The following is a 21400-nucleotide window of genomic DNA, read 5'->3' as shown; positions in this document are numbered from 1 at the left end:
CCTTTCATCCGGGGATCTGTTTTCGGGCCGGCCGATTCACAATGATCAGACCGGCTGCGATGAGGCCGAGTGCCAGGAAAATACGGATGGTCAGAGGCTCGTTCAAGAAGATGGCGCCGCACAGGACGCCGAACACCGGCGAAAGGAAGGTGAAGCTCGACAGGCCCGATGCCGGATAGCGCCGCAGCAACCAGAACCAGAGCACATAGGTGAAGGCGACGATGTAGATCGCCTGGAAAAGCAAGGCCAAGGTCGGCAAAGCGGCGAAGTCGCGGACGGGCGGCCCGGCGAAAGGCAGCACCAAGGCGCCGACCATCGCAGCGCCGGCCAGTTGGTAGAGCAGCAACTTCTCGGCGCTCGTTTCCGCCAGTTTCGTGCGCTTGATGACGATGTAGGTCAAGGCCCACAGAATGCCGGCGCCGAGACTGAGCAGATCACCAATCAGGGTCGCACCGTTATCGGCGCTCAACTGGTCGGAGAACACCGCGACCAATCCGGCGAAAGCGAGCAGAAGGCCGACGAGCCGGCGCGCGGTGATGCGTTCGTTGAGCAGGAAATGCCCGCCGACCAGCACCCAGAACGGCATGGTGTTGACCAGCAAGGTGTTGCGCGCGACGGTCGTCTGTTCGAGCCCGACATAGAGAAACAGGAACTCGAGACCAAAAAGCGCGCCTGCCAGAATGCCGGCGACAAGGGTTCCGTCGCGGGTAAAAAGCGCAATGCCGCGCCAGCGGCACCAGACGAGAACGCACAGCCCGCCGATGACCGACCGTGCGATCGACAGGAAAACGGGATCGTAGCCGGCATAGGAGATCTTGGCGGCGACGTAGTTCAGCCCCCAGGAAAAGGTCAGCCCGACCATGATGGCGGCGGCGGCCATGTCGACCCTGTCGCGACGGTCGAGCGTATCTGTGGCCATGCCCACTGGACCTAGTCCTCCGCGCTGGCGTCGTCGAAGCCGATCAGGTTCCAGCTCTGGCGCATATGCGGCGGCATCGGTGCGGTGACGTCGATGAAACCCTTGTCGGGATGCGGGATGACGATGCGGCGCGCGTGCAGATGCAAGCGGTTCTGCATGCCGCCGGGAAAATCCCAATTGGTATCGGCCTCGAAATATTTGGGATCGCCGATGATCGGGCAGCCGATGTGAGCGGCATGGACGCGAAGCTGGTGGGTTCGGCCGGTATAGGGTTCCATCTCCAGCCAGGACAGGGTCTGCGCCGCCTGCTCGACGATCCGGTAATAAGACACTGCGTGGTCGGCGCCCTTTTCGCCATGCTTGGCCACGCGCACCCGATCGCCGTCGGGCGTCGGTTCCTTGATCAGCCAGGTCGAGATCTTGTCCTCGCGCTTCGGCGGCACGCCCTTGACCAGCGCCCAGTAGGTCTTCTTGGTCTCACGCGCCCGGAACGCCTCGGCAAGCTTCATGGCGGCGAGCCTGGTGCGGGCGACGACCAGCACGCCAGACGTGTCGCGGTCGAGCCGGTGCACCAGACGCGGTTTCTCGCCCTTCTGGCTGCGCCAGGCTTCCAGCATGTCGTCGACATTGCGGGTGACACCTGAGCCACCCTGGACGGCGAGGCCGGCCGGCTTGTTGAAGACGAACACTTTCGGATCTTCATGGATCAGCATCTTGGCCAGAACGTCGGCGTCGCCCTGGTTGCGGATCGAGTGACCGGTGAGCGGGCTCTCGCCCTTCTTGTCCACTTCGAGCGGTGGGATGCGAACCGTCTGGCCCGGCTCGACGCGGGTATCGGCCTTAACCCTGCCGCCATCGACACGGATCTGGCCGGAGCGCAGCAGTTTTTGCAGATGGCCGAAGCCAAGGCCCGGAAAATGGGTCTTGAACCAGCGGTCGAGCCGCATGCCCGCCTCGCCGGCCTCCACCGTGATCTGTTCAACGCCTGCCATAATTCCAATCGCCGTTTCGCGAGCATGCAACGGCATTCACCGGCACCCGCAACCTCACACTCGATCATTCGTTATCGGTTCCATATTGCAGAACCTGAACTTTCTCCAGTGTGATCAAACCACTTGTCATGATTGTTTCAAGGACGGGCAGGAAAGCGGCTATCTTTTCCTCGTCATCGACGATCTCGATCACAAGGGGAAGATCCTCCGACAGACGGAGGATCTTCGACGTGTGAAGCCGGCTGGAATGGCCGAACCCCATAGCCCCGCGCAGGACGGTCGCGCCGGCAATCTGCATTTCGCGGGCCTTCAGTACAATCGCCTCATACAGCGGACGACCGTCTGCCCTGTCGTTCTCGCCGATGAATATGCGCAGCAACTGCGCCCGTCTTGGTATCTTCATTGCGTGGATCCTCTCAGCCGGTTGAGGCGCACTGCAAGGATGTGGCCAAGCCAGACGGCGGTAAGCCACGTTACCACGGAGATCGCGATATTAAGCGCAGCCGCCATAAGCTTCCCGCTTTGCGCGAGGGTGAGCGTTTCAAGGCTAAAGGCGGAGAAGGTCGTCAGGCCACCGCAGAAGCCGGCCATGAAGAACTGGCGCTGCAACGGGCTGGCGAAGACGCGGCCATCCGGCCCCGTCAATGTCGCGTAGAAGCCGATGAGGAATGAGCCGACAATATTCACGAGGAGCGTGCCGAATGGGAATCCATTGCCCCACAGGGCAGTGCTCGTCAGCGAGGCAAGCGCCCGCAGCACGCCGCCAATCATGCTGCCTGCGGCCACGGTCGCATAGATCCGAACCGCTTCGTTCGTTTTGCGCCAGCTAATAAGGCGCGCCGCATGCTCTGCTGCGGCGGTGTCCGTCCCGCCGGAGCGGAGCTTCCGCGGGCTGCTCATGGCGCCCCACTGCCAATCAGAAGACTTCCTGCGGCAAAGCCCAGCGTCACACCACCGAGGCTCAGAAAGACCGAAAGCAGCACATTGCCACCGGCGCGCAGCCATTCGCCCTCACGCGCCAGTGCCAGCGTCTGCAGGCTAAAGGAGGAAACCGTGGTGTAGCAGCCGAGGCCGCCGGTTGCGGCAAAGGCCCAGATGGCGGGCATGCTGTCGCGCGCCACCGCATGCGCAACGACACCGATCGCAAATGCCCCCGAAACGTTGACGACCATTGTGCCCCAGGGAAAGGTCTCGCCGACCCGGCGGGCGACGAAGCCGGACAGGAAGAAGCGGGCCATCGCGCCGATCGCGCCGCCAAGACAGACAAGCAACAGATGATACATCATGCTCCCTCTTGCCGGTCAAGCTGCGGTGTCAGGCAGATCCGGCCTTCTTGGTCTCAAGAGACCGCAGGGCCGCGCGAGCCTACTTTTCCCGCTCGCAGCGCAGCTTCGCCCAATAGTCGAGCCGTTTCCTGATATCGCGTTCGAAGCCGCGCTCCGGCGGATCATAGAATTTACGGCGGCCCATCTTTTCCGGAAAATAATCCTGTCCGGAAAAAGCGTCCGGCTCGTCGTGGTCGTAACGGTAGCCGGCGCCGTAATCTTCTTCCTTCATCAGCTTGGTCGGGGCGTTGAGGATGTGTTTGGGCGGCAGCAATGAGCCGAACTCCTTAGCCGCCTGTGTGGCAGCCTTGAAGGCGGTGTAGACGGCGTTGGATTTGGGCGCGCTGGCGAGATAGACCGTGGCCTCGGCGAAGGCGAGCTCGCCCTCTGGCGAGCCCAGATAGTCGTAGGCATCCTTGGCGGCATTGGCGACGACCAGCGCCTGCGGGTCTGCCAGCCCGATATCCTCCATCGCCATGCGCACCAGGCGGCGGCCGAGATAGAGCGGATCCTCGCCGGCATCGAACATGCGGGCGAGATAATAGAGGGCGGCGTCGGGGTCGGAGCCGCGCACCGATTTGTGTAGCGCCGAGATCAGATTGTAATGGCCGTCCTGGCCCTTGTCGTAGATCGGCGCGCGGCGCTGGACGATGCGCTGCAGGCCTTCGGCGCTGAACACCTCGCCTGACTTGGCGGCGCGCCAGACCTCTTCGGCCAGCGTCAGCGCCGCACGACCATCGCCATCGCTCATGCGGACGAGCATCGCCCTCGCCTCGTCGTCGAGCGGCAGCGCCCTGCCCTCGGTCTCCTCGGCACGGGCCAGCAGTTTTGCGATGCTGTCCTCACCGAGCGAATGAAAGACCAGCACGCGCGCGCGGGACAGTAGCGCGGCATTCAGCTCGAAGGACGGGTTTTCGGTGGTGGCGCCAACCAACACGACGGTGCCGTCTTCCATCACAGGCAGAAAACTGTCCTGCTGGGCGCGGTTGAAGCGATGGATCTCGTCGACGAAGAGCAGCGTCTGACGGCCGTTGGTGCGGCGCAGCTTCGCCGCCTCGAACACTCTCTTCAGGTCGGCGACTCCGGAAAACACCGCCGATATCTGTTGGAACGCAAGGCTGGTTTCGCCGGCAAGCAGCCGCGCGACCGTGGTCTTGCCCGTCCCGGGCGGCCCCCAGAAGATCATCGAGCCGAGCGAGCCGGAGCCGATCAGCCGCGTTAGCGCGCCGTCGGGTCCGGTCAGATGCTCCTGGCCGACGACCTCGCTGAGGTTCTGCGGGCGCAGCCGGTCGGCCAGCGGCCTGCCGGGCGGCGCCTTTTCCGGTTCATCGACACTGAACAGATCGGCCATGCACGTCTTTTCGTTGGAGCGCGATCTCGTCCGAAGGATCGACGCTCGGGCTCAGTAACGCAACACCTGGCGCAGTATCTGCCCGCCGCGCTCGACGGTAAAGCGCCACCAGCGCGTCTCCTGCATGGCTGCCTGCTCCAGGGTCGCCGCGGTATCGATGGTCAAGCCGTTGACCTCGCGAACGATGTCGCCCGGCTGGAAGCCGAAACCGGCTGCGGGCGAACCGCGATTGATGTCGATCACCGTAACACCCTTGACGTCCGTGCGAATGCCGAGCCGCTGGGCGAGCCGCGGCGACAGTTCCGCAACCTTGGCACCGGAGAACGGGCTGCGACCGCGCAGCGTCACTTCCGCGAGTTTCGCACCTTCCGGCGCACGCTCCAGCGCGATGTCCATCGCCGCTTGCTGGCCTTTGCTCAGAACGGCGAAGCCGGCATTGGTGCCGATCGACAGCGTCGCCATCCGGTAATCCAGCGCCTCGATGCTCTCGACCGGCGTGCCATTGAGCGACAGCACGACGTCACCGGCCTTGAGCCCCGCCTTGGCCGCCGGCCCGGCTTCGTCGATGGACGAAACCAGTGCCCCGGTCGGCGTCTCGAGACCGAGCGATTCGGCGATTTGCGGCGTCACGCGCTCGAATTCGGCGCCGATATACGGCCTCTCGAAGAAGTCGCGCCCGGCCTTGGCCGCATCGGCAAATGCGCGAACCATATTGGAGGGAATAGCAAAGCCGATGCCGATCGAGCCACCGCTGCGGCTGTAGATCGCCGTGTTGATGCCGACCAGTTGGCCACCCATGTTGATCAGCGCACCGCCGGAATTGCCGGGATTGATCGCAGCGTCGGTCTGGATGAAGAAACTGGAATCGGAAACGCCGATGTGGCTGCGGGCAAGTGCCGAAACGATGCCGCTGGTGGTGGTCTGGCCGACACCGAAGGGGTTGCCGATGGCCAACAACAGGTCGCCGACCTCAAGCGCGTCGGAATCGCCGATGGCGACGACCGGAAATGGCTTGTCGGCGGAGATCTTGAGCACGGCGAGGTCAAGCGTCTCGTCCTTGAGCAGCACCTTGCTGTCGAATTCACGCCCGTCCGCGGTGGCGACCTTGACCTGATCGGCGTCCTTGATGACGTGGAAATTGGTGACCACTATGCCTGTCGGGTCGACCAGCACGCCGGAGCCGAGCGAAGACTGCGCGCGCGGCTGCGAACGACCGAAGAACTCTTCGAAGAACGGATCGCCGTCGAAGGGCGACCTCAGCCTGGCCGTTTGCGAGGCATAGACATTGACCACGGCCGGCGCCGTCTGCTTGACCAGCGGCGCAAACGACAGTTGCATCTCCTCGCGGCCGAACGGCACGCGCTTGTCTGGACCGGAGGTGGCATTTTCGCCTTCGGCGCCGCGCAACATGTCGGTCAGCACGTCGGACAGACCGGGATCGGCCTTGGTGTCCTGAGCCAGCGCCTGCCTGGCGGCCGGCACGACTGCCGCCGCCGTCAAGGCGCAGAGTAGAACAAGGGACATCCGTTTTACGCGCATTCCGAATCCTCCGGGGTCGGGCGCCATTGTCCCGACGATTGTGCAAAATGAAAGGCTAAGTCGATGTAATCGAATTATTCTCGAGGAAAAGACATGGGCTTAAGTCAAGACAGTCCCCGCAATGCTCCCTACCGCGTCCAGAACGCACAAAAGGGCCCGCAGGCCCTTTTGAACTCCTTGAGGGAAAACCGAAGCTTATGCGGCTGCGGCTTCCTCGTCAGTGCCTTCTGCCTCGATGCGGGCACGGTCGCCGGCGCCCTTGGCCGAGGTGTCGCGATCGACGAACTCGATGACCGCCATGGCGGCATTGTCGCCGTGGCGGAAGCCCGCCTTCATGATGCGCAGATAGCCGCCGTTGCGGGTGGCGTAGCGCGGCGCGATCGTGTCGAATAAGCGCTTGACGACGCCTTCATTGCCGATCTGGGCAATCACCTGGCGGCGGGCATGCAGGTCGCCGCGCTTGCCTAGCGTCACCAGCTTCTCGACGATCGGACGCAGATCCTTCGCCTTCGGCAAGGTGGTGAGGATCTGCTCATGCTCGATGAGCGACACGGCAAGATTGGCAAACATCGACTTGCGGTGGCTTATGCTGCGGGCGAACCGGCGGCCTTTAAATCCGTGGCGCATGGCTCTTCTCCTGGTGTTGTGGGCGGTTGGCCCGGCTGTTTCGTTTTGTGACTGGTCAATAGTGAATGGTGAATGGAAGGGCTCTACCTCTCCGAAGTCGCCGACCGACGACCATTCACCATTTCACCATTCTCAATTCACCGGTCAGTATTGATCTTCGTAACGCTTGGCGAGGTCTTCGATGTTTTCCGGCGGCCAATCCGGCACTTCCATGCCGAGGTGCAGGCCCATCGCCGCCAGGACTTCCTTGATCTCGTTCAGCGACTTGCGGCCGAAGTTCGGGGTGCGCAGCATCTCGGCTTCGGTCTTCTGGATCAAGTCGCCGATATAGACGATGTTGTCGTTCTTCAGGCAGTTGGCCGAACGCACCGAAAGCTCGAGCTCGTCGACCTTCTTGAGCAGCGCCGGGTTGAAGGCAAGCTCGGTCACCTGCTCGGCGGCGACTTCCTTCTGCGGCTCGTCGAAATTGACGAACAGGCCAAGCTGGTCCTGCAGGATGCGGGCGGCGAAAGCCACCGCGTCCTCGCCCGAGATCGAACCGTCGGTGTCGATCGTCATGGTCAGCTTGTCGTAGTCGAGAACCTGGCCCTCGCGGGTGTTCTCGACCTTGTAGGAGACCTTCTTGACCGGCGAGTAGAGGCTGTCGACGGGGATGAGGCCGATCGGCGCGTCTTCGGCGCGATTGCGGTCGGCCGGAACGTAGCCCTTGCCGGTATCGACGGTGAACTCCATGCGGATTTCAGCGCCCTCGTCCAGCGTGCAGATGACGTGGTCGGGATTGAGGATCTCGACGTCGCCGACCGTCTGGATGTCGCCGGCCAGAACAGCGCCCGGTCCCTGCTTGCGCACGACCATGCGCTTGGGGCCGTCACCTTCCATGCGGATGGCGATTTCCTTGATGTTCAAGACGATGTCGGTCACGTCCTCGCGCACGCCGGCGATGGACGAGAATTCATGCAGAACGCCGTCGATCTGCACGGCGGTCACCGCCGCGCCACGCAGCGAAGACAGAAGCACGCGACGCAACGCGTTGCCGAGGGTCAGACCAAAGCCGCGCTCGAGCGGCTCGGCGACCAGCGTGGTCAGCGTCTTCTTCTTCGAAGAGAACTCGATCTTGTTCGGCTTGATCAGTTCCTGCCAATTTTTCTGGATCATGATGCTTTCCTTCCGTTGACCCGCCACCATCCAATCGTGGCGGGCGACCTGGAATGCCGTGGAGGAACGCTCCTGGCGTTCGCGCGGCGTTCGGTAATTTTTTCCCTAAAGCGCGTAGCGCTTCAGGTCTCTGTTCTTATGCCTGTCGTTGCCCCAAACCGCTGCGCTCTCGGTTCAAGCCCGAGGCAATGCTTGGGCGACAATCTTTAGACGCGGCGCTTCTTGCGCGGGCGGCAGCCATTGTGCGGGATCGGCGTCACATCACGGATCGAGGTGATGGTGAAGCCGGCTGCCTGCAATGCGCGCAGCGCCGATTCACGACCCGAGCCCGGTCCGCAGACCTCGACCTCAAGCATGCGCATGCCGTGTTCCTGGGCCTTCTTGGCAACGTCCTCGGCAGCCATCTGGGCAGCGAACGGGGTCGACTTGCGAGATCCCTTGAAGCCCTGGGCTCCCGCCGACGACCAGGCAATCGAATTGCCCTGCGCGTCGGTGATGGTGATCATCGTGTTGTTGAAGGTCGAGTTGACGTGGGCAACGCCCGACGAGATATTCTTGCGTTCGCGGCGGCGAACACGTGTGGCTTCCTTGGCCATGATGGTCCTTTCAGTTGATCTCTACACCGCCGTAATGCCAGCGGCTCCACCAGGGAGAAGGCAGTAGGGGGAGTACGGCAGTAGGGCAGTATGTCTGCCGATCCTATTGCCTTACTGCCCTACTCCCGTACTGCCCTAAATTACTTCTTCTTGCCGGCGATCGACTTGGCCGGACCCTTGCGGGTGCGCGCATTGGTATGCGTGCGCTGGCCGCGAACCGGCAGCGAGCGGCGATGACGCAGGCCGCGATAGCAGCCGAGGTCCATGAGCCGCTTGATGTTCATCGACACTTCGCGGCGCAGATCGCCCTCGACCTGGTAGTCACGGTCGATCGTCTCGCGGATCTGCAGCACTTCCGCGTCGGTCAGCTGGTTGACGCGGCGCTCGGCCGGGATGCCGACCTTGTCGACGATCTCCTGGGCGAAGCTCTTGCCAATGCCGTGAATGTACTGAAGCGCGATGACGACGCGCTTGTTGGTCGGAATGTTGACGCCGGCTATACGAGCCATGTTCTTCTCTTCTCCATGTGGGCCGGACAAGCCGGCGCTATCAAAGTTGCCCCGCGTCCGGTGGAGGCCGGCCCATGCGGGAGTTTCCAGTTCAAAGCGGCTGCCTTGCCCTTGCGGGCAAGCAAGCCTCATGCCTGATAGGAAGACGGGCCGCCATACCCCAGCGAACCGCTCCAGTCAAGCGCAATCGTTTATTTTCCGTTCGCAGACCGTTGCGCCGCCGCTGGGGTCGCAGCCGTGAGCACCGCTTCGATCTGCCGCGTCACCGCATCGATGTCGGCCATGCCGTCGACACCTCTCAGCTTGCCCTTGGCATAGTAGTAGCCGATCAGCGGCGACGTCTTCTTGTAGTACTCCTTCAGGCGCTCTTCGAACACCGCCGGATTGTCGTCCTTGCGCACCGGCAGACCCGCGGCCTTGGCCTCTTCGGCGCGCTTGCCGATTCGACCAACCAGCGCCTTGTCGTCGACGACAAGCTCGATGACGGCATCGAGAGTGAGGCGGCGAGCCGAGAGCATCGATTCAACCGCGTCCGCCTGCACCAGGGTTCGCGGATATCCGTCAAGGATGAATCCCCCGGCGCAATCGGCCTGATCGATGCGCTCGGCGACAATGGCGTTGACGATGGCGTCGGAAACCAGTTCGCCAGCGTCCATCACCGCCTTGGCCCGTTTGCCGACTTCGGTGCCGGCCTGGACAGCAGCGCGCAGCATATCGCCCGTCGAGAGTTGGGGTATGCCGTATTTTTCTACCAGTCTTTGTGCTTGTGTCCCCTTGCCCGCCCCTGGCGGCCCAAGCAATATCAACCTCATCTGGCCTTCTTCCCCCCGCGCAGCTTCGACTTCTTGATCAGGCCCTCATACTGGTGCGCGATCAGGTGACCCTGAATTTGCGCCACCGTGTCGAGCGTTACACTGACCACGATCAGAAGCGATGTGCCACCGAGGTAGAATGGTACGCCAGTCGCTGAAATCAGGAACTCGGGCAGCAGACACACCAGCACCAGATAAATGGCGCCGACGACAGTTATGCGGGTAAGGACATAGTCGATGTAATCCGCGGTGCGCTCGCCCGGACGGTAGCCCGGAATGAAACCCGAATGCTTCTTGAGCTGGTCGGCGGTGTCCTTCGGATTGAAGACGATCGCCGTATAGAAGAAGGCGAAAAACACGATCATCGCCGCATAGAACGCCATGTAGAGCGGCTGGCCATGACCGAGTGCCGCCAGGACGGTGCTGGCCCAGGCTGGCATGTTGGTCGTCTGCGAGAAGCCGGCGACCGTCGCCGGCAGCAACAGCAGCGAAGAGGCGAAGATCGGCGGAATGACGCCGGCCGTGTTGAGCTTGAGCGGCAGGTGCGAGGTGTCGCCCTGGAACATGCGGTTGCCGACCTGGCGCTTGGGATACTGGATCAGCAAGCGCCGCTGGGCGCGCTCGAAGAACACGATCAGCGCGATGACGACGACGGCAAGAACGATGATCGCCAGGATCAGGCCGGTCGACAGCGCGCCGGTGCGGCCAAGTTCCAGCGTACCGGAGATGGCTTGCGGCAGGCCAGCGACGATGCCGGCAAAGATGATCAGCGAAATGCCGTTGCCGATGCCGCGGGCGGTGATCTGCTCGCCGAGCCACATCAGGAACATGGTGCCGCCGACCAGCGTGATGACGGTCGAGATGCGGAAGAACATGCCGGGATCGCTGACGATGCCGCTGCCGCCTTCCAGCCCGACCGCAATGCCGTAGGCCTGGACCAGCGCCAAAAGCACGGTGCCGTAGCGAGTATACTGGTTGATGACCTTGCGGCCCTGCTCGCCTTCCTTCTTCAGCGACTCCAGTGACGGGATGACGGAGGTCATCAGCTGCATGATGATGGAAGCGGAGATATAGGGCATGATGCCGAGGGCAAAGATCGCCATGCGCTCGACGGCGCCGCCGGCGAACATGTTGAACATGCCAAGCACGCCCTTGCTTTGCGACGAGAAGGCCTGGGCGAAAGCGTCGGGATTGATGCCGGGCAGCGGGATATAGGTGCCGAGGCGGTACACGAGCAGCGCGCCAACTGTGAACCAGATGCGCTTCTTCAGATCCTCCGCCTTGGCGAAGGCCGAGAAATTCAGATTCGAGGCTAGTTGTTCAGCAGCCGAAGCCATGCCTGATTCTCCGCTTGGTCACGCTCGATGGCCCGCAACTCAGGCGGCGCGTGTCACCGAAGCTCACGAGATAAGCTCCGGACTGCAAACATGCAAGCGGCCGCGTTGACGCGGCCGCCATATTGATCGGATCAAAGCGCAATCAAAAGCGAAACGTGTCCCGCTCTTGCCGATCGCGCTTCAAATCGCCGTTACTCGGCTGCTGCCTTTTCCGGCAGCTTCACCGAACCGCCGGCCTTTTCGATCTTCTCGACGGCAGCCTTGGAGGCGCCGGCCACGTCGAAGGCAAGCTTCGACTTGATCTCGCCGTCGGAGAGGATGCGCACGCCGTCCTTGACGCGGCGGATGACGCCGGCCGCGACCAGCGCTTCGGCGGTCACGGTCGTCTTGGCGTCGAGCTTCTTGGCATCGAGCGCAGCCTGGATGCGGGCCAGCGACACGACGGCAAAGCTCTTGGCGAAGATGTTGTTGAAGCCACGCTTCGGCAAGCGCCGGTAGAGCGGCATCTGGCCACCCTCGAAGCCGTTGACGGCGACGCCGGAGCGCGCCTTCTGGCCCTTGACGCCGCGACCGGCGGTCTTGCCCGAGCCGGAACCGATGCCGCGGCCGAGACGCTTCCTGGAATGCGTCGCGCCGTCCTTGTCACGCAGATCGTTGAGTTTCATCTGAGTTCTCCTGCGCTCTGGTTCAGCCCTCGTCCACGACGCGGACGAGATGCTGGACGGCAGCGATCATGCCGCGCACGGAGGGGGTGTCCTCCAGCGTGCGCTGCTTGTGCATCTTGTTGAGGCCGAGGCCGACCAGCGTCGCGCGCTGCTCCTTCGGCCGGCGGATCGGCGAACCGATCTGCTCGACGGTGATGGTCTTGGTTGCTTTCTTGGCCATGGTCAATATCCCTGGTCAGCGTCGACTATTCTTCGGCCGCAACGGCGGTGCCGCGGCGGGCCTGAAGGGTCGAATACTTGATGCCACGCGCGGCAGCCACATCCTTGGGATGCATCTGGCTCTTCAGCGCGTCGAAGGTGGCGCGAACCATGTTGTAGGGGTTCGATGAACCCATCGACTTGGCGACCACGTCATGCATGCCGAGCGTCTCGAAGACGGCGCGCATCGGGCCGCCGGCGATGATGCCGGTACCCTGCTTGGCAGCGCGCAGCAGAACGCGTCCGGCACCCCAGCGTCCTTCGACGTCGTGATGCAGCGTACGGCCCGAGCGCAGCGGCACGAAGATCATGTCGCGCTTGGCCGATTCGGTCGCCTTGCGGATCGCCTCTGGCACTTCGCGCGCCTTGCCGTGACCGAAGCCGACACGGCCCTTCTGGTCGCCGACGACGACGAGTGCTGCAAAGCCGAAGCGCCGGCCGCCCTTGACGACCTTGGCGACGCGGTTGATGTGGACGAGCTTGTCCACCATGCCGTCGTCGCGCTCTTCGCGATCACGGCCGCGGCCGCCATCCCTACGTTCCTGTGCCATATCCTGTTCCTTGTTTTTTTCCGGAAGCACGGTTGATGATGATATCCGGCACCGCTGTGGGTTGCCGGGGGCGAAATTCATTTTTCCCTTCGCATGATCTTATCCAAAAAGTCTGCAACTTTTTGCTGCGCTGACCTCCGGTTCGGGATCATGCTTTAGAAGCTCAAGCCACCTTCACGGGCGGCCTCGGCCAGCGCCTTGACGCGGCCGTGATAGATGTATGGTCCGCGGTCGAAGACGACTTCCTTGACGCCGGCTTTCGAAGCGCGCTCGGCAATCAGCTTGCCGATTGCCACAGCGGCGGCAGTGTCGGCACCGGTCTTGAGCGAACCCTTGAGGTCCTTCTCCAGCGTCGAGGCGGCAGCGATGGTGTGGCCCTTGGCGTCGTCGATGACCTGGACGTAGATGTTCTTCGACGTGCGGTGGACCGACAGACGCGGACGCTCGCCGGCGACCTTCTTGATCTGGCGGCGGACGCGCTGAGCGCGGCGTTGGGTGGAGTCTTTCGAGCCCATGATATCAGTTCCTTGCCTTCAAAAAACGGGGGCAACCCTGTGCGGTAGGGCAAGCCTCCCGCGACCGCTCCCCGCGGCGTTGATTTGCAGTGAATGGTGAATGGAAAAATGGTGAAAGGTAGAAACCAGGTGCCGCCCGGCTCCTGCTCTATCCTTCTGCCATTTTACCATTCACCGTTCACCATTGACGAAACTACTTCTTCTTGCCTTCCTTGCGGACGATCTTCTCGCCAGCGTAACGGACGCCCTTGCCCTTGTACGGCTCGGGACCGCGATATTCGCGGATCTCGGCAGCAACCTGACCGACCTTCTGCTTGTCGATGCCGGTCACGGTGATTTCCGTCGGCTTCGGCACGGTGATGGTGATGTCCTGCGGCGTTTCGTAGACGACGTCATGGCTGAAGCCGAGCGCCAGCTGCAGGTTCTTGCCCTGCATGGCGGCGCGATAGCCAACGCCGGTGATCTCGAGCTTCTTTTCGAAACCGTCCTTGACGCCCTGCAGGATGTTGACGATCTGCGTGCGCGACATGCCCCATTTGGAACGGGCGGTCTTGGTCTGGTCGCGTGGCTGGACAGCGATCTCGCTGCCTTCCATCTTGACCAGCACTTCGTCGTTGACCACGAACTTCAGCTCACCCTTGGGGCCCTTCGCCGTGACGGTCTGGCCGTCGACGGTCGCGGTCACGCCCTGCGGCAGCGAAACGGGTTTCTTTCCAATACGAGACATTTTGTTGTCCTCGTCACTTCTCTTGTTTCAGGTCTCTGTTTCGAGCGTGATCTTGTCCGAATCCGGGTTCCACGTTTCACTGCGTGGTTCGGTTCGGGATCGCGCTCCAGATCAGAAGATCTGGCAGAGGATTTCCCCGCCGACATTCTGTTCACGCGCTTCGTGGTCGGCCATCACGCCCTTCGGCGTCGAAAGGATGGCGATGCCGAGGCCGTTGGCGACGTGCGGGATCGACTTCGCCGAAACGTAAACGCGACGGCCCGGCTTCGAGACGCGGGCGATTTCGCGCACCACCGGCGCTCCGTCGAAATACTTCAGCTCGATCTCGATTTCGGACTTGCCGTTGTCGAAGTCGGTCTGGCTGTAGTCGCGGATATAGCCTTCCGCCTTCAGCACGTCGAGGACGCGGGTGCGCAGGCGCGAGGCCGGCGTCGAAACGCTCGACTTCTTGCGGCCATAGGCGTTGCGGATGCGGGTCAGCATATCGCCGAGAGGATCGCTCAATGACATGTTATGTCCTCCTTACCAGCTCGACTTGACCAGGCCCGGGATCTGGCCGTTATTGCCGAGATCACGAAGCGCGATGCGCGATACTTTGAGCTTGCGATAATAGGCACGCGGACGTCCGGTGACTTCACAGCGGTTGCGGATGCGGATCTTGGCCGAGTTGCGCGGCAGTGCCGCAAGCTTCAGCTGAGCGCGGAAGCGCTCTTCCATCGGCTTGGACTGATCCATGATGATCGCCTTGAGGACCTTACGCTTGGCAGCGTACTGGTCCACAAGCTTGCGGCGCCTGTTGTTCTTCTCGACTGAGCTGGTCTTTGCCATTTCAGATTTTTCCTTTTCTCGCTGCCGTTACTGGCGGAAGGGGAAGTTGAAGGCCTTGAGCAATGCCCTGGCTTCGTCGTCCGTCTTCGCAGTCGTACAAACGATGACGTCCATGCCCCAGATCTGATCAACCTTGTCGTAGTTGATCTCCGGGAACACGATGTGTTCCTTGATGCCCATGGCATAGTTGCCACGGCCATCGAAGCTCTTCGGATTGAGTCCGCGGAAGTCGCGGACGCGCGGCAGCGCGATGTTCACGAGGCGGTCGAGGAACTCGTACATGCGTTCCTTGCGCAGCGTGACCTTGGCGCCGATCGGCATCTTTTCGCGGACCTTGAAGCCGGCGATCGAGTTGCGCGCGTGCGTGACGACGGCCTTCTGGCCGGCGATCAGCGCAAGATCTTCCGCCGCGATCGAAGGCTTCTTCGAATCGCCGGTCGCTTCGCCGACGCCCATGTTCAGCACGATCTTGTCGATGCGCGGAACCTGCATCTCGTTCTCGTAGCCGAACTGCTCCTGCAGCGCCTTGCGGATGGTCTCGTTGTAGACCTGCTTGAGGCGCGGCGTGTTCTGGGCAGTCGCCTGCTTGGTTTGAGCCTTAGCCATTGATGACTTCTCCCGAGCGCTTGGCGACGCGCACCTTCTTGCCGTCCTTCTGGAAGATGAAGCCGACACGGGTCGGCTTGCCATCCTTGGGGTCGGCCAGCGCGATGTTCGACAGCTGGATCGGCGCTTCCTTGGTGATGATCCCGCCCTCTTGGGACTGGGACTGCTTCTGGTGACGACGGATCATGTTGACGCCGCGCACCAGCGCGGTGTCTTCCTTCGGCTGTACCGAGAGGACTTCGCCCGAACGGCCCTTGTCCTTGCCGGCCAGCACGACGACCTTGTCGCCTTTTCTAATCTTCTGCATTGGTCCGGCTCCTTACAGCACTTCAGGCGCGAGCGAGATGATCTTCATGTGGTTCTTGGCGCGGAGTTCGCGCGGAACCGGTCCAAAGATACGCGTGCCGATCGGCTCTTTCTTGTTGTCGACGAGAACGGCCGCGTTCTTGTCGAAACGGATCACGCTGCCGTCCGGGCGGCGGATGTCCTTGGCCGTGCGAACCACGACCGCCTTCATCACATCGCCCTTCTTGACGCGGCCGCGCGGGATGGCTTCCTTGATCGACACCACGATGATGTCGCCGACGGAAGCGTATTTCCGCTTCGAGCCGCCCAGCACCTTGATGCACATGACACGACGGGCGCCGGAATTATCCGCGACGTCGAGGTTTGTTTGCATCTGAATCATGACTGGCCGCCTTCTTCTCTTCTAACGGGACGGGCGCAAAGCCCCTCCCCGGTCTGTCCAAAATTCGTTGTTTACGCCTGGTCCGAAGACACGACGGTCCAGCGCTTGTCCTTGGAAATCGGCTTCGATTCCTGGATGAACACCTGATCGCCGACCTTGTGGGCGTTGTTCTCGTCGTGCGCCTTGTACTTCTTGGTCATGCGCACGGTCTTCTTCATCACGGGATGCGTGAAGCGCCGTTCGACCTTGACGACAACCGTCTTCTCGTTTTTGTCGCTGACGACGGTGCCCTGCAGAATGCGCTTTGGCATGGTTTTCGTCCTTAAGCCTTCTTAGCCGCGGATTTTTCCGCAGCGATGGTCTTGATACGCGCAATGTCCTTGCGGACCTGCCTCACGCGCGCGGTCTTCTCGAGCTGGCCGGTGGCCTTCTGGAAGCGCAGGTTGAACTGCTCCTTCTTCAGGCTGGCCAACTCGTCGGTCAGCTGGTCCTGGGTCTTGGTCCGGATGTCTTCGGCTTTCATGATCAACCCGTCCTTATTCTGCGATGCGCTGTACGAAGCGCGTCCTGACCGAGAGCTTGGCCGCGCCGAGACGCAGCGCCTCACGGGCGGTTTCCTCATTGACGCCGTCGATCTCGAACATGATCCGGCCAGGCTTGACGCGCGCCGCCCAGTAATCGACCGCGCCCTTGCCCTTGCCCATGCGGACTTCGGTCGGCTTCGACGTCACCGGCACGTCCGGGAAGATACGGATCCAGACGCGGCCGGCGCGCTTCATCTCGCGGGTGATCGCGCGGCGGGCCGCCTCGATCTCACGCGCAGTGACGCGGTTCGGCTCAAGCGCCTTCAGCCCGAAACCACCGAAATCCAGATTGGTGCCACCCTTGGCGGCACCGTGGATACGACCCTTGAACTGCTTGCGGAACTTTGTGCGCTTTGGCTGCAGCATCGTTCTAACTCCAAATTCTCAACTGTCTCAGGCGTTTTCGCGACGGCGACCGCGTTCGCGCTCACCACCACCGCCATGCGCATGATCGCCCTCGGTGGCGCGGCGCTCCGAAGCCATCGGGTCGTGCTCGAGGATTTCGCCCTTGAACACCCAGACCTTGACACCGCAGATGCCGTAGGCGGTGTGTGCTTCGGCCGTGCCGTAGTCGACGTCGGCGCGCAGCGTATGCAGCGGCACGCGACCTTCGCGATACCATTCCATGCGCGCGATCTCGGCGCCGCCGAGACGGCCGGCGCAGTTGATGCGGATGCCTTCGGCACCGAGGCGCATCGCCGACTGCACGGCGCGCTTCATGGCGCGGCGGAACGCGATACGGCGCTCGAGCTGCTGGGCGATCGACTGGGCGACCAGCGTCGCGTCGATCTCCGGCTTACGCACTTCGACGATGTTCAAATGCGTCTCGGACTTCGTCATCTCCATCAGCTTCCTACGAAGCTTCTCGATGTCGGCGCCCTTCTTGCCGATGATCAGGCCCGGACGCGCCGCATGGATGGTGACGCGGCACTTCTTGTGCGGACGCTCGATCACGACCTTAGAAATCGCAGCCTGCTTGAGTTCCTTCTCAAGATACTTGCGGATCTTGATGTCCTCGTGCAGCAGCTTGCCGTATTCGCCGGTGTTGGCGAACCAGCGCGAATCCCAGGTGCGGTTGATGCCGAGACGCAGACCGATCGGATTGATTTTCTGGCCCATTATGCGGCCTCCACTTTTTCTTCGACTTCACGAACGACGATCGTGAGGTGCGAGAACGGCTTCTCGATACGGCTGGCGCGGCCACGGCCACGGGCATGGAACCGCTTCATGACGATCGATTTGCCGACATAGGCTTCCGCCACGATCAGCGCATCGACGTCGAGGTCGTGGTTGTTTTCCGCGTTGGCGATCGCCGATTCCAGCGTCTTCTTGACCGTGCCGGAAATCCGCTTGGCCGAGAATTCGAGATCGGAAAGCGCTGTCGCGACCTTCTTGCCGCGGATCAGCGCGGCAACCAGGTTCAGCTTCTGCGGGCTGATACGGATCGTGCGCAACACGGCGCGCGCTTCGTTGTCAGCAAGCCTGCGCGGAGCTTTGGCCTTGCCCATGATTATTTCCTCTTCGCCTTCTTATCCGCGCCGTGACCGTAATAGGTCCGGGTCGGAGCGAATTCACCGAACTTGTGGCCGACCATGTCCTCGTTCACCGAAACGGGAACGTGCTTCTGGCCGTTGTAAACACCGAAGGTGAAGCCGACGAACTGCGGCAGGATGGTGGAGCGACGGCTCCACATCTTGATCACCTCATTGCGACCACCTTCACGAACCTTGTCTACCTTCTTGAGAAGGTAGCCGTCGATGAAGGGGCCTTTCCAAATCGAACGAGTCACTTGGCGTTCCCTCTTCTTAGCTCTTGCGCTGATGGCGCGAGCGCAGGATGAACTTGTCGGTCGCCTTATTGGACCGCGTCTTCTTGCCCTTGGTCGGCTTGCCCCAAGGCGAAACCGGATGGCGGCCACCCGAGGTGCGGCCTTCGCCGCCGCCGTGCGGATGGTCGACCGGGTTCATGGTCACGCCGCGGTTGTGCGGACGTTTTCCCCGCCACACCGTGCGGCCTGCCTTGCCGTCATTGATGTTGCCGTGGTCCGGGTTGGACACGGCGCCGACAGTGGCCATGCACGAGCCGTGGACGACACGCTGCTCGCCTGAGTTGAGGCGCAGGATCGCCATGCCCTGGTCACGGCCGACGAGCTGGGCATAACCGCCAGCCGAACGGGCAACCTGGGCACCTTTGCCCGGCTTCAGCTCGATGTTGTGGACGATCGTGCCGACCGGCATCGAGGCCAGCGGCATCGCATTGCCCGGCTTCACGTCGACCGCTTCGCCGGCCACGATCTTGTCGCCGGCAGCAAGGCGCTGCGGAGCGATGATGTAGGACAGCTCGCCATCGTCATACTTGATCAGCGCGATGAAGGCGCTGCGGTTCGGATCGTATTCGATACGCTCGACCGTGCCGACAATGTCGAACTTGCGGCGCTTGAAGTCTATGATGCGGTACGTACGCTTGTGACCGCCGCCGATGAAGCGGGCCGTGATGCGGCCGTAATTGTTGCGGCCGCCCGATTTGGTCAGGCCCTGGGTCAGGCCCTTGACGGGCTTGCCTTTGTAGAGGCCCGAGCGGTCGACGATGACCAGCTGACGGGTGCTCGGCGTTATCGGGTTGAATTTTTTCAGTGCCATGTCTGTTGTCCTCGCGGTCTTGCTCAGAGACCCGTCGCGACGTCGATCGACTGGCCGTCGGCCAGCGTCACAATCGCCTTCTTGACGTCGCTCTGGCGGCCGATCGTGCCGCGGAAGCGCTTGATCTTGCCCTTGCGGACAAGCGTGTTCACGGCCATCACCTTGACGCCGAACAGCGCTTCGACGGCAGCCTTGATTTCCGGCTTCGACGCCTTCTTGGCGACGTTGAAGACGACCTGGTTCTGCTCGGAAGCCATGGTCGACTTTTCGGTGATCGCCGGCGAGACGATCACGTCGTAGTGACGAAGGTCGGTCATTTGAAGCGCTCCTCGAGAGCCTCGACGGCGGCCTTCGAAAGGACCAGCGTGCCGCGGCGCAGAATGTCGTAGACGTTGATGCCCTGGATGGGCAGCACGTCGATGTTCGGGATGTTCGTCGCCGCCAGCTTGAAATTCTTGTCGAGCTCGGCGCCGCCGATCAGCAGGGCGTTGGACAGGCCCAGCGTCGCGAAATTCGCGATCAGCGCCTTGGTCTTGGCCTCGGTCAGCATCAGCTCATCGATGATGATGAGCGAGGCGCTCTTGGCCTTGGCCGAGAGAGCATGCTTGAGGCCCAGCGCACGCACCTTCTTCGGCAAATCGTGCTCATGGCTGCGGACGACCGGGCCGTGGGCCTTGCCGCCGCCGCGGAACTGCGGAGCGCGTGCCGAATGGTGACGGGCGCGGCCCGTACCCTTCTGCTTGTACATCTTGGCGCCGGTGCGGGCGATCTCGGCGCGACCCTTGGTCTTGTGCGTGCCCTGCTGCTTCTTGGCAAGCTGCCAGCGCACGACGCGCTGCAGGATGTCCTCGCGCGGATCAAGGCCGAAAATCTCCTCGGAGAGTTTCACCTTGCCGGCGTCCTTGCCGCCAAGCGTTGTGATCTTGAGGTCCATTATTCCGCTCCCTCTGTGGCCGGGGCATCTACTGTGGCCGGGGCATCGTTCTTGGCGCCACCATTGGTTGCAATGGCGCGGATTGCGGCGGGCTTCGGCGCATTGGCCGGCAGCGCAACCTTGGCTGCGTCACGGACCAGGATCCAGGCGCCCTTCGAACCGGGAACCGCGCCGCGGATCAGGATCAGACCGCGATCGGCATCGGTCGAGACGACCTCGACATTCTGCGTGGTGACGCGGGTGTCACCCATGTGGCCGGCCATATGCTTGCCCTTGAACACCTTGCCCGGGTCCTGGCGCTGGCCGGTCGAGCCGTGCGTACGGTGCGAGACCGAGTTGCCGTGGGTCGCGCGGCCGCCGCCCATGTGGTGCCGCTTGATGACGCCCTGGAAACCCTTGCCGATCGTGGTTCCCGTCACATCGACCTTCTGGCCGACGACGAAATGATCGACGGTGATCTCGGAGCCGACATCGATCATGTTGTCGGCGGAGACGCGGAACTCGGCAACCTTGGCCTTCGGCTCGACGGAAGCGGTCGCGAAATGGCCGCGCATCGCCTTCGACGTGTTCTTCACCTTGGCAAGGCCAACGCCGAGCTGGACGGCGGTATAGCCGTTCTTCTCCTGCGTGCGCTGCGCCACGACCTGGCAGTTCTCCATCTGGAGAACGGTGACGGGAACATGTTCCCCGGCATCGTTGTAGATGCGGGTCATTCCCACCTTCTTTGCAATCACACCTGAACGCATCGGTTCATTCCTTTAGAGTTCCCTGTCGGGGCTGTCGCCCCTCCACGCCTCTTGTTCCTTCAGAGTTCCCTGTCGGGGCTGTCGCCCCTCCACGCCTCTTGTTCCTTCAGAGTTCCGGGTCGCCCCGCCGCTCTGGTTCCTTAGAGCTTGATCTCGACGTCGACACCGGCAGCAAGATCGAGCTTCATCAAAGCGTCGACCGTCTGCGGGGTCGGATCGACGATGTCGAGCAGACGCTTGTGCGTGCGCATCTCGAACTGCTCGCGGCTCTTCTTGTCGACGTGAGGCGACCGGTTGACCGTGAACTTTTCGATCCGCGTCGGCAGCGGAATGGGGCCGCGGACGTTGGCGCCGGTGCGCTTGGCCGTCGACACGATTTCCCGCGTCGAGGCGTCAAGCACCCGGTGATCAAACGCCTTCAGGCGGATGCGGATATTCTGTCCGTTCATGCGTCACTTCCTTGTTCTGGCGCGGCGCGGGCAGCGCCCGCGACAGAT

General features: G+C 62.4%; 34 protein-coding genes. All 34 read right to left on the bottom strand.

Going from position 1 to position 21400, the window contains the following annotated elements:
- Positions 1 to 4 precede the first annotated feature (4 nt).
- The 34 genes from AC0L2M_RS24230 to rpsJ all read right to left on the bottom strand — a co-directional run bounded on the left by AC0L2M_RS24230 (position 5) and on the right by rpsJ (position 21352).
- Positions 5 to 919: a DMT family transporter gene (locus AC0L2M_RS24230; RefSeq protein WP_473536159.1), complete on the bottom strand. Its 915-nt coding sequence runs from the start codon at positions 917 to 919 to the stop codon at positions 5 to 7.
- 11 nt (positions 920 to 930) lie between these two features.
- Positions 931 to 1911 (bottom strand): RluA family pseudouridine synthase, encoded by a 981-nt coding sequence (locus AC0L2M_RS24225; protein ID WP_091591186.1) that lies wholly within the window; start codon positions 1909 to 1911, stop codon positions 931 to 933.
- A 64-nt stretch (positions 1912 to 1975) separates the two neighbouring features.
- Complete coding sequence (locus AC0L2M_RS24220; protein ID WP_473536094.1) at positions 1976 to 2314, bottom strand: DUF190 domain-containing protein; 339 nt, start codon at positions 2312 to 2314, stop codon at positions 1976 to 1978.
- On the bottom strand, positions 2311 to 2811 hold the full coding sequence (gene crcB, locus AC0L2M_RS24215; protein WP_473536093.1) for a fluoride efflux transporter CrcB: 501 nt from the start codon (positions 2809 to 2811) through the stop codon (positions 2311 to 2313). Before crcB (AC0L2M_RS24215) ends, AC0L2M_RS24220 begins: the two co-directional genes overlap by 4 nt.
- Positions 2808 to 3197, bottom strand: a complete 390-nt coding sequence (gene crcB / locus AC0L2M_RS24210; protein ID WP_065009800.1) for a fluoride efflux transporter CrcB — start codon at positions 3195 to 3197, stop codon at positions 2808 to 2810. The genes crcB (AC0L2M_RS24215) and crcB (AC0L2M_RS24210) overlap by 4 nt, the downstream gene beginning before the upstream one ends.
- Before the next feature lie 79 nt (positions 3198 to 3276).
- Positions 3277 to 4587 carry a replication-associated recombination protein A gene (locus AC0L2M_RS24205; protein WP_473536092.1) on the bottom strand — a complete coding sequence of 437 codons (1311 nt, stop codon included), beginning with the start codon at positions 4585 to 4587 and terminating at the stop codon, positions 3277 to 3279.
- 51 nt (positions 4588 to 4638) lie between these two features.
- The gene (locus tag AC0L2M_RS24200) at positions 4639 to 6126 is read right to left on the bottom strand and encodes a DegQ family serine endoprotease (protein ID WP_287342267.1); all 1488 of its coding nucleotides are present in this window, start codon (positions 6124 to 6126) and stop codon (positions 4639 to 4641) included.
- Positions 6127 to 6321: 195 nt separating this feature from the next.
- Positions 6322 to 6753, bottom strand: coding sequence for a 50S ribosomal protein L17 (gene rplQ / locus AC0L2M_RS24195; protein ID WP_023799277.1), 432 nt, complete (start codon positions 6751 to 6753; stop codon positions 6322 to 6324).
- Between the two features lie 144 nt (positions 6754 to 6897).
- Positions 6898 to 7908, bottom strand: a complete 1011-nt coding sequence (locus AC0L2M_RS24190; RefSeq protein WP_023799278.1) for a DNA-directed RNA polymerase subunit alpha — start codon at positions 7906 to 7908, stop codon at positions 6898 to 6900.
- Between the two features lie 206 nt (positions 7909 to 8114).
- Positions 8115 to 8504: a 30S ribosomal protein S11 gene (rpsK, locus tag AC0L2M_RS24185; protein ID WP_023799279.1), complete on the bottom strand. Its 390-nt coding sequence runs from the start codon at positions 8502 to 8504 to the stop codon at positions 8115 to 8117.
- Positions 8505 to 8644: 140 nt separating this feature from the next.
- The gene (rpsM, locus tag AC0L2M_RS24180; protein ID WP_023799280.1) at positions 8645 to 9013 is read right to left on the bottom strand and encodes a 30S ribosomal protein S13; all 369 of its coding nucleotides are present in this window, start codon (positions 9011 to 9013) and stop codon (positions 8645 to 8647) included.
- 191 nt (positions 9014 to 9204) lie between these two features.
- Positions 9205 to 9825, bottom strand: a complete 621-nt coding sequence (locus AC0L2M_RS24175; RefSeq protein ID WP_128248293.1) for an adenylate kinase — start codon at positions 9823 to 9825, stop codon at positions 9205 to 9207.
- The gene (gene secY, locus AC0L2M_RS24170) at positions 9822 to 11162 is read right to left on the bottom strand and encodes a preprotein translocase subunit SecY (protein WP_023799282.1); all 1341 of its coding nucleotides are present in this window, start codon (positions 11160 to 11162) and stop codon (positions 9822 to 9824) included. Before secY ends, AC0L2M_RS24175 begins: the two co-directional genes overlap by 4 nt.
- A 191-nt stretch (positions 11163 to 11353) precedes the next feature.
- Complete coding sequence (gene rplO / locus AC0L2M_RS24165; protein WP_023799283.1) at positions 11354 to 11827, bottom strand: 50S ribosomal protein L15; 474 nt, start codon at positions 11825 to 11827, stop codon at positions 11354 to 11356.
- Positions 11828 to 11849: 22 nt separating this feature from the next.
- Positions 11850 to 12047 (bottom strand): 50S ribosomal protein L30, encoded by a 198-nt coding sequence (gene rpmD / locus AC0L2M_RS24160; protein ID WP_006205449.1) that lies wholly within the window; start codon positions 12045 to 12047, stop codon positions 11850 to 11852.
- A gap of 25 nt (positions 12048 to 12072) precedes the next feature.
- On the bottom strand, positions 12073 to 12636 hold the full coding sequence (rpsE, locus tag AC0L2M_RS24155; RefSeq protein WP_006333394.1) for a 30S ribosomal protein S5: 564 nt from the start codon (positions 12634 to 12636) through the stop codon (positions 12073 to 12075).
- 155 nt (positions 12637 to 12791) lie between these two features.
- Positions 12792 to 13151, bottom strand: a complete 360-nt coding sequence (gene rplR, locus AC0L2M_RS24150) for a 50S ribosomal protein L18 (RefSeq protein WP_023799284.1) — start codon at positions 13149 to 13151, stop codon at positions 12792 to 12794.
- 193 nt (positions 13152 to 13344) lie between these two features.
- Positions 13345 to 13878 (bottom strand): 50S ribosomal protein L6, encoded by a 534-nt coding sequence (gene rplF, locus AC0L2M_RS24145; RefSeq protein WP_023799285.1) that lies wholly within the window; start codon positions 13876 to 13878, stop codon positions 13345 to 13347.
- A 111-nt stretch (positions 13879 to 13989) separates the two neighbouring features.
- On the bottom strand, positions 13990 to 14388 hold the full coding sequence (gene rpsH / locus AC0L2M_RS24140; RefSeq protein ID WP_006205453.1) for a 30S ribosomal protein S8: 399 nt from the start codon (positions 14386 to 14388) through the stop codon (positions 13990 to 13992).
- Positions 14389 to 14400: 12 nt separating this feature from the next.
- Positions 14401 to 14706 carry a 30S ribosomal protein S14 gene (rpsN, locus tag AC0L2M_RS24135; RefSeq protein WP_023799286.1) on the bottom strand — a complete coding sequence of 102 codons (306 nt, stop codon included), beginning with the start codon at positions 14704 to 14706 and terminating at the stop codon, positions 14401 to 14403.
- Positions 14707 to 14733: 27 nt separating this feature from the next.
- A complete protein-coding gene (gene rplE / locus AC0L2M_RS24130) occupies positions 14734 to 15312 on the bottom strand; it encodes a 50S ribosomal protein L5 (RefSeq protein WP_023799287.1) in 579 nt (192 codons plus the stop codon).
- The gene (rplX, locus tag AC0L2M_RS24125) at positions 15305 to 15619 is read right to left on the bottom strand and encodes a 50S ribosomal protein L24 (protein ID WP_013531428.1); all 315 of its coding nucleotides are present in this window, start codon (positions 15617 to 15619) and stop codon (positions 15305 to 15307) included. Before rplX ends, rplE begins: the two co-directional genes overlap by 8 nt.
- Before the next feature lie 12 nt (positions 15620 to 15631).
- Positions 15632 to 16000, bottom strand: a complete 369-nt coding sequence (rplN, locus tag AC0L2M_RS24120) for a 50S ribosomal protein L14 (RefSeq protein WP_006205457.1) — start codon at positions 15998 to 16000, stop codon at positions 15632 to 15634.
- Positions 16001 to 16071: 71 nt separating this feature from the next.
- Positions 16072 to 16311 (bottom strand): 30S ribosomal protein S17, encoded by a 240-nt coding sequence (gene rpsQ, locus AC0L2M_RS24115; protein WP_023799288.1) that lies wholly within the window; start codon positions 16309 to 16311, stop codon positions 16072 to 16074.
- A gap of 11 nt (positions 16312 to 16322) precedes the next feature.
- Positions 16323 to 16523: a 50S ribosomal protein L29 gene (rpmC, locus tag AC0L2M_RS24110; RefSeq protein WP_023799289.1), complete on the bottom strand. Its 201-nt coding sequence runs from the start codon at positions 16521 to 16523 to the stop codon at positions 16323 to 16325.
- A gap of 13 nt (positions 16524 to 16536) precedes the next feature.
- The gene (rplP, locus tag AC0L2M_RS24105; RefSeq protein WP_023799290.1) at positions 16537 to 16950 is read right to left on the bottom strand and encodes a 50S ribosomal protein L16; all 414 of its coding nucleotides are present in this window, start codon (positions 16948 to 16950) and stop codon (positions 16537 to 16539) included.
- Between the two features lie 27 nt (positions 16951 to 16977).
- Complete coding sequence (gene rpsC, locus AC0L2M_RS24100) at positions 16978 to 17703, bottom strand: 30S ribosomal protein S3 (RefSeq protein WP_023799291.1); 726 nt, start codon at positions 17701 to 17703, stop codon at positions 16978 to 16980.
- Positions 17703 to 18092 carry a 50S ribosomal protein L22 gene (gene rplV / locus AC0L2M_RS24095; protein ID WP_023799292.1) on the bottom strand — a complete coding sequence of 130 codons (390 nt, stop codon included), beginning with the start codon at positions 18090 to 18092 and terminating at the stop codon, positions 17703 to 17705. The genes rpsC and rplV overlap by 1 nt, the downstream gene beginning before the upstream one ends.
- A 2-nt stretch (positions 18093 to 18094) precedes the next feature.
- Positions 18095 to 18373, bottom strand: coding sequence for a 30S ribosomal protein S19 (gene rpsS / locus AC0L2M_RS24090; protein ID WP_006205463.1), 279 nt, complete (start codon positions 18371 to 18373; stop codon positions 18095 to 18097).
- Between the two features lie 16 nt (positions 18374 to 18389).
- Positions 18390 to 19223 carry a 50S ribosomal protein L2 gene (rplB, locus tag AC0L2M_RS24085; RefSeq protein WP_027154041.1) on the bottom strand — a complete coding sequence of 278 codons (834 nt, stop codon included), beginning with the start codon at positions 19221 to 19223 and terminating at the stop codon, positions 18390 to 18392.
- 23 nt (positions 19224 to 19246) lie between these two features.
- The gene (locus AC0L2M_RS24080) at positions 19247 to 19540 is read right to left on the bottom strand and encodes a 50S ribosomal protein L23 (RefSeq protein ID WP_010909275.1); all 294 of its coding nucleotides are present in this window, start codon (positions 19538 to 19540) and stop codon (positions 19247 to 19249) included.
- Positions 19537 to 20157, bottom strand: a complete 621-nt coding sequence (gene rplD / locus AC0L2M_RS24075) for a 50S ribosomal protein L4 (protein ID WP_027154042.1) — start codon at positions 20155 to 20157, stop codon at positions 19537 to 19539. Before rplD ends, AC0L2M_RS24080 begins: the two co-directional genes overlap by 4 nt.
- Positions 20157 to 20903: a 50S ribosomal protein L3 gene (rplC, locus tag AC0L2M_RS24070; protein ID WP_473536091.1), complete on the bottom strand. Its 747-nt coding sequence runs from the start codon at positions 20901 to 20903 to the stop codon at positions 20157 to 20159. The genes rplD and rplC overlap by 1 nt, the downstream gene beginning before the upstream one ends.
- A gap of 140 nt (positions 20904 to 21043) precedes the next feature.
- Positions 21044 to 21352, bottom strand: a complete 309-nt coding sequence (rpsJ, locus tag AC0L2M_RS24065) for a 30S ribosomal protein S10 (protein ID WP_006205468.1) — start codon at positions 21350 to 21352, stop codon at positions 21044 to 21046.
- Between the last annotated feature and the right edge of the window lie 48 nt (positions 21353 to 21400).

This window comes from Mesorhizobium sp. WSM4806 (assembly GCF_055811635.1).
The sequence above is the reverse complement of the archived record's forward strand: the minus strand, read 5'-3'. Positions and strand labels throughout refer to the sequence as shown.

Excerpts from the sequence above, each read along its gene's own strand:
- rpsQ (WP_023799288.1), bottom strand. The coding sequence starts at position 16,311 with ATGCCAAAGCGCATTCTGCAGGGCACCGTCGTCAGCGACAAAAACGAG.
- AC0L2M_RS24230 (WP_473536159.1), bottom strand. The coding sequence starts at position 919 with ATGGCCACAGATACGCTCGACCGTCGCGACAGGGTCGACATGGCCGCC.
- crcB (WP_473536093.1), bottom strand. The coding sequence starts at position 2,811 with ATGAGCAGCCCGCGGAAGCTCCGCTCCGGCGGGACGGACACCGCCGCA.
- AC0L2M_RS24225 (WP_091591186.1), bottom strand. The coding sequence starts at position 1,911 with ATGGCAGGCGTTGAACAGATCACGGTGGAGGCCGGCGAGGCGGGCATG.
- AC0L2M_RS24205 (WP_473536092.1), bottom strand. The coding sequence starts at position 4,587 with ATGGCCGATCTGTTCAGTGTCGATGAACCGGAAAAGGCGCCGCCCGGC.
- rplX (WP_013531428.1), bottom strand. The coding sequence starts at position 15,619 with ATGCAGAAGATTAGAAAAGGCGACAAGGTCGTCGTGCTGGCCGGCAAG.
- rplO (WP_023799283.1), bottom strand. The coding sequence starts at position 11,827 with ATGAAACTCAACGATCTGCGTGACAAGGACGGCGCGACGCATTCCAGG.
- rpmD (WP_006205449.1), bottom strand. The coding sequence starts at position 12,047 with ATGGCCAAGAAAGCAACCAAGACCATCACCGTCGAGCAGATCGGTTCG.
- rpsM (WP_023799280.1), bottom strand. The coding sequence starts at position 9,013 with ATGGCTCGTATAGCCGGCGTCAACATTCCGACCAACAAGCGCGTCGTC.
- rpsH (WP_006205453.1), bottom strand. The coding sequence starts at position 14,388 with ATGTCATTGAGCGATCCTCTCGGCGATATGCTGACCCGCATCCGCAAC.
- rplQ (WP_023799277.1), bottom strand. The coding sequence starts at position 6,753 with ATGCGCCACGGATTTAAAGGCCGCCGGTTCGCCCGCAGCATAAGCCAC.
- rpsN (WP_023799286.1), bottom strand. The coding sequence starts at position 14,706 with ATGGCAAAGACCAGCTCAGTCGAGAAGAACAACAGGCGCCGCAAGCTT.
- rpsK (WP_023799279.1), bottom strand. The coding sequence starts at position 8,504 with ATGGCCAAGGAAGCCACACGTGTTCGCCGCCGCGAACGCAAGAATATC.
- AC0L2M_RS24175 (WP_128248293.1), bottom strand. The coding sequence starts at position 9,825 with ATGAGGTTGATATTGCTTGGGCCGCCAGGGGCGGGCAAGGGGACACAA.
- rplC (WP_473536091.1), bottom strand. The coding sequence starts at position 20,903 with ATGCGTTCAGGTGTGATTGCAAAGAAGGTGGGAATGACCCGCATCTAC.
- rplB (WP_027154041.1), bottom strand. The coding sequence starts at position 19,223 with ATGGCACTGAAAAAATTCAACCCGATAACGCCGAGCACCCGTCAGCTG.
- rplD (WP_027154042.1), bottom strand. The coding sequence starts at position 20,157 with ATGGACCTCAAGATCACAACGCTTGGCGGCAAGGACGCCGGCAAGGTG.
- AC0L2M_RS24200 (WP_287342267.1), bottom strand. The coding sequence starts at position 6,126 with ATGCGCGTAAAACGGATGTCCCTTGTTCTACTCTGCGCCTTGACGGCG.
- rpsJ (WP_006205468.1), bottom strand. The coding sequence starts at position 21,352 with ATGAACGGACAGAATATCCGCATCCGCCTGAAGGCGTTTGATCACCGG.
- AC0L2M_RS24190 (WP_023799278.1), bottom strand. The coding sequence starts at position 7,908 with ATGATCCAGAAAAATTGGCAGGAACTGATCAAGCCGAACAAGATCGAG.
- rplF (WP_023799285.1), bottom strand. The coding sequence starts at position 13,878 with ATGTCTCGTATTGGAAAGAAACCCGTTTCGCTGCCGCAGGGCGTGACC.
- secY (WP_023799282.1), bottom strand. The coding sequence starts at position 11,162 with ATGGCTTCGGCTGCTGAACAACTAGCCTCGAATCTGAATTTCTCGGCC.
- rplV (WP_023799292.1), bottom strand. The coding sequence starts at position 18,092 with ATGGGCAAGGCCAAAGCTCCGCGCAGGCTTGCTGACAACGAAGCGCGC.
- rpmC (WP_023799289.1), bottom strand. The coding sequence starts at position 16,523 with ATGAAAGCCGAAGACATCCGGACCAAGACCCAGGACCAGCTGACCGAC.
- rpsE (WP_006333394.1), bottom strand. The coding sequence starts at position 12,636 with ATGGCACAGGAACGTAGGGATGGCGGCCGCGGCCGTGATCGCGAAGAG.
- rplE (WP_023799287.1), bottom strand. The coding sequence starts at position 15,312 with ATGGCTAAGGCTCAAACCAAGCAGGCGACTGCCCAGAACACGCCGCGC.
- AC0L2M_RS24220 (WP_473536094.1), bottom strand. The coding sequence starts at position 2,314 with ATGAAGATACCAAGACGGGCGCAGTTGCTGCGCATATTCATCGGCGAG.
- AC0L2M_RS24080 (WP_010909275.1), bottom strand. The coding sequence starts at position 19,540 with ATGACCGACCTTCGTCACTACGACGTGATCGTCTCGCCGGCGATCACC.
- rplR (WP_023799284.1), bottom strand. The coding sequence starts at position 13,151 with ATGGGCTCGAAAGACTCCACCCAACGCCGCGCTCAGCGCGTCCGCCGC.
- crcB (WP_065009800.1), bottom strand. The coding sequence starts at position 3,197 with ATGATGTATCATCTGTTGCTTGTCTGTCTTGGCGGCGCGATCGGCGCG.
- rplN (WP_006205457.1), bottom strand. The coding sequence starts at position 16,000 with ATGATTCAGATGCAAACAAACCTCGACGTCGCGGATAATTCCGGCGCC.
- rplP (WP_023799290.1), bottom strand. The coding sequence starts at position 16,950 with ATGCTGCAGCCAAAGCGCACAAAGTTCCGCAAGCAGTTCAAGGGTCGT.
- rpsC (WP_023799291.1), bottom strand. The coding sequence starts at position 17,703 with ATGGGCCAGAAAATCAATCCGATCGGTCTGCGTCTCGGCATCAACCGC.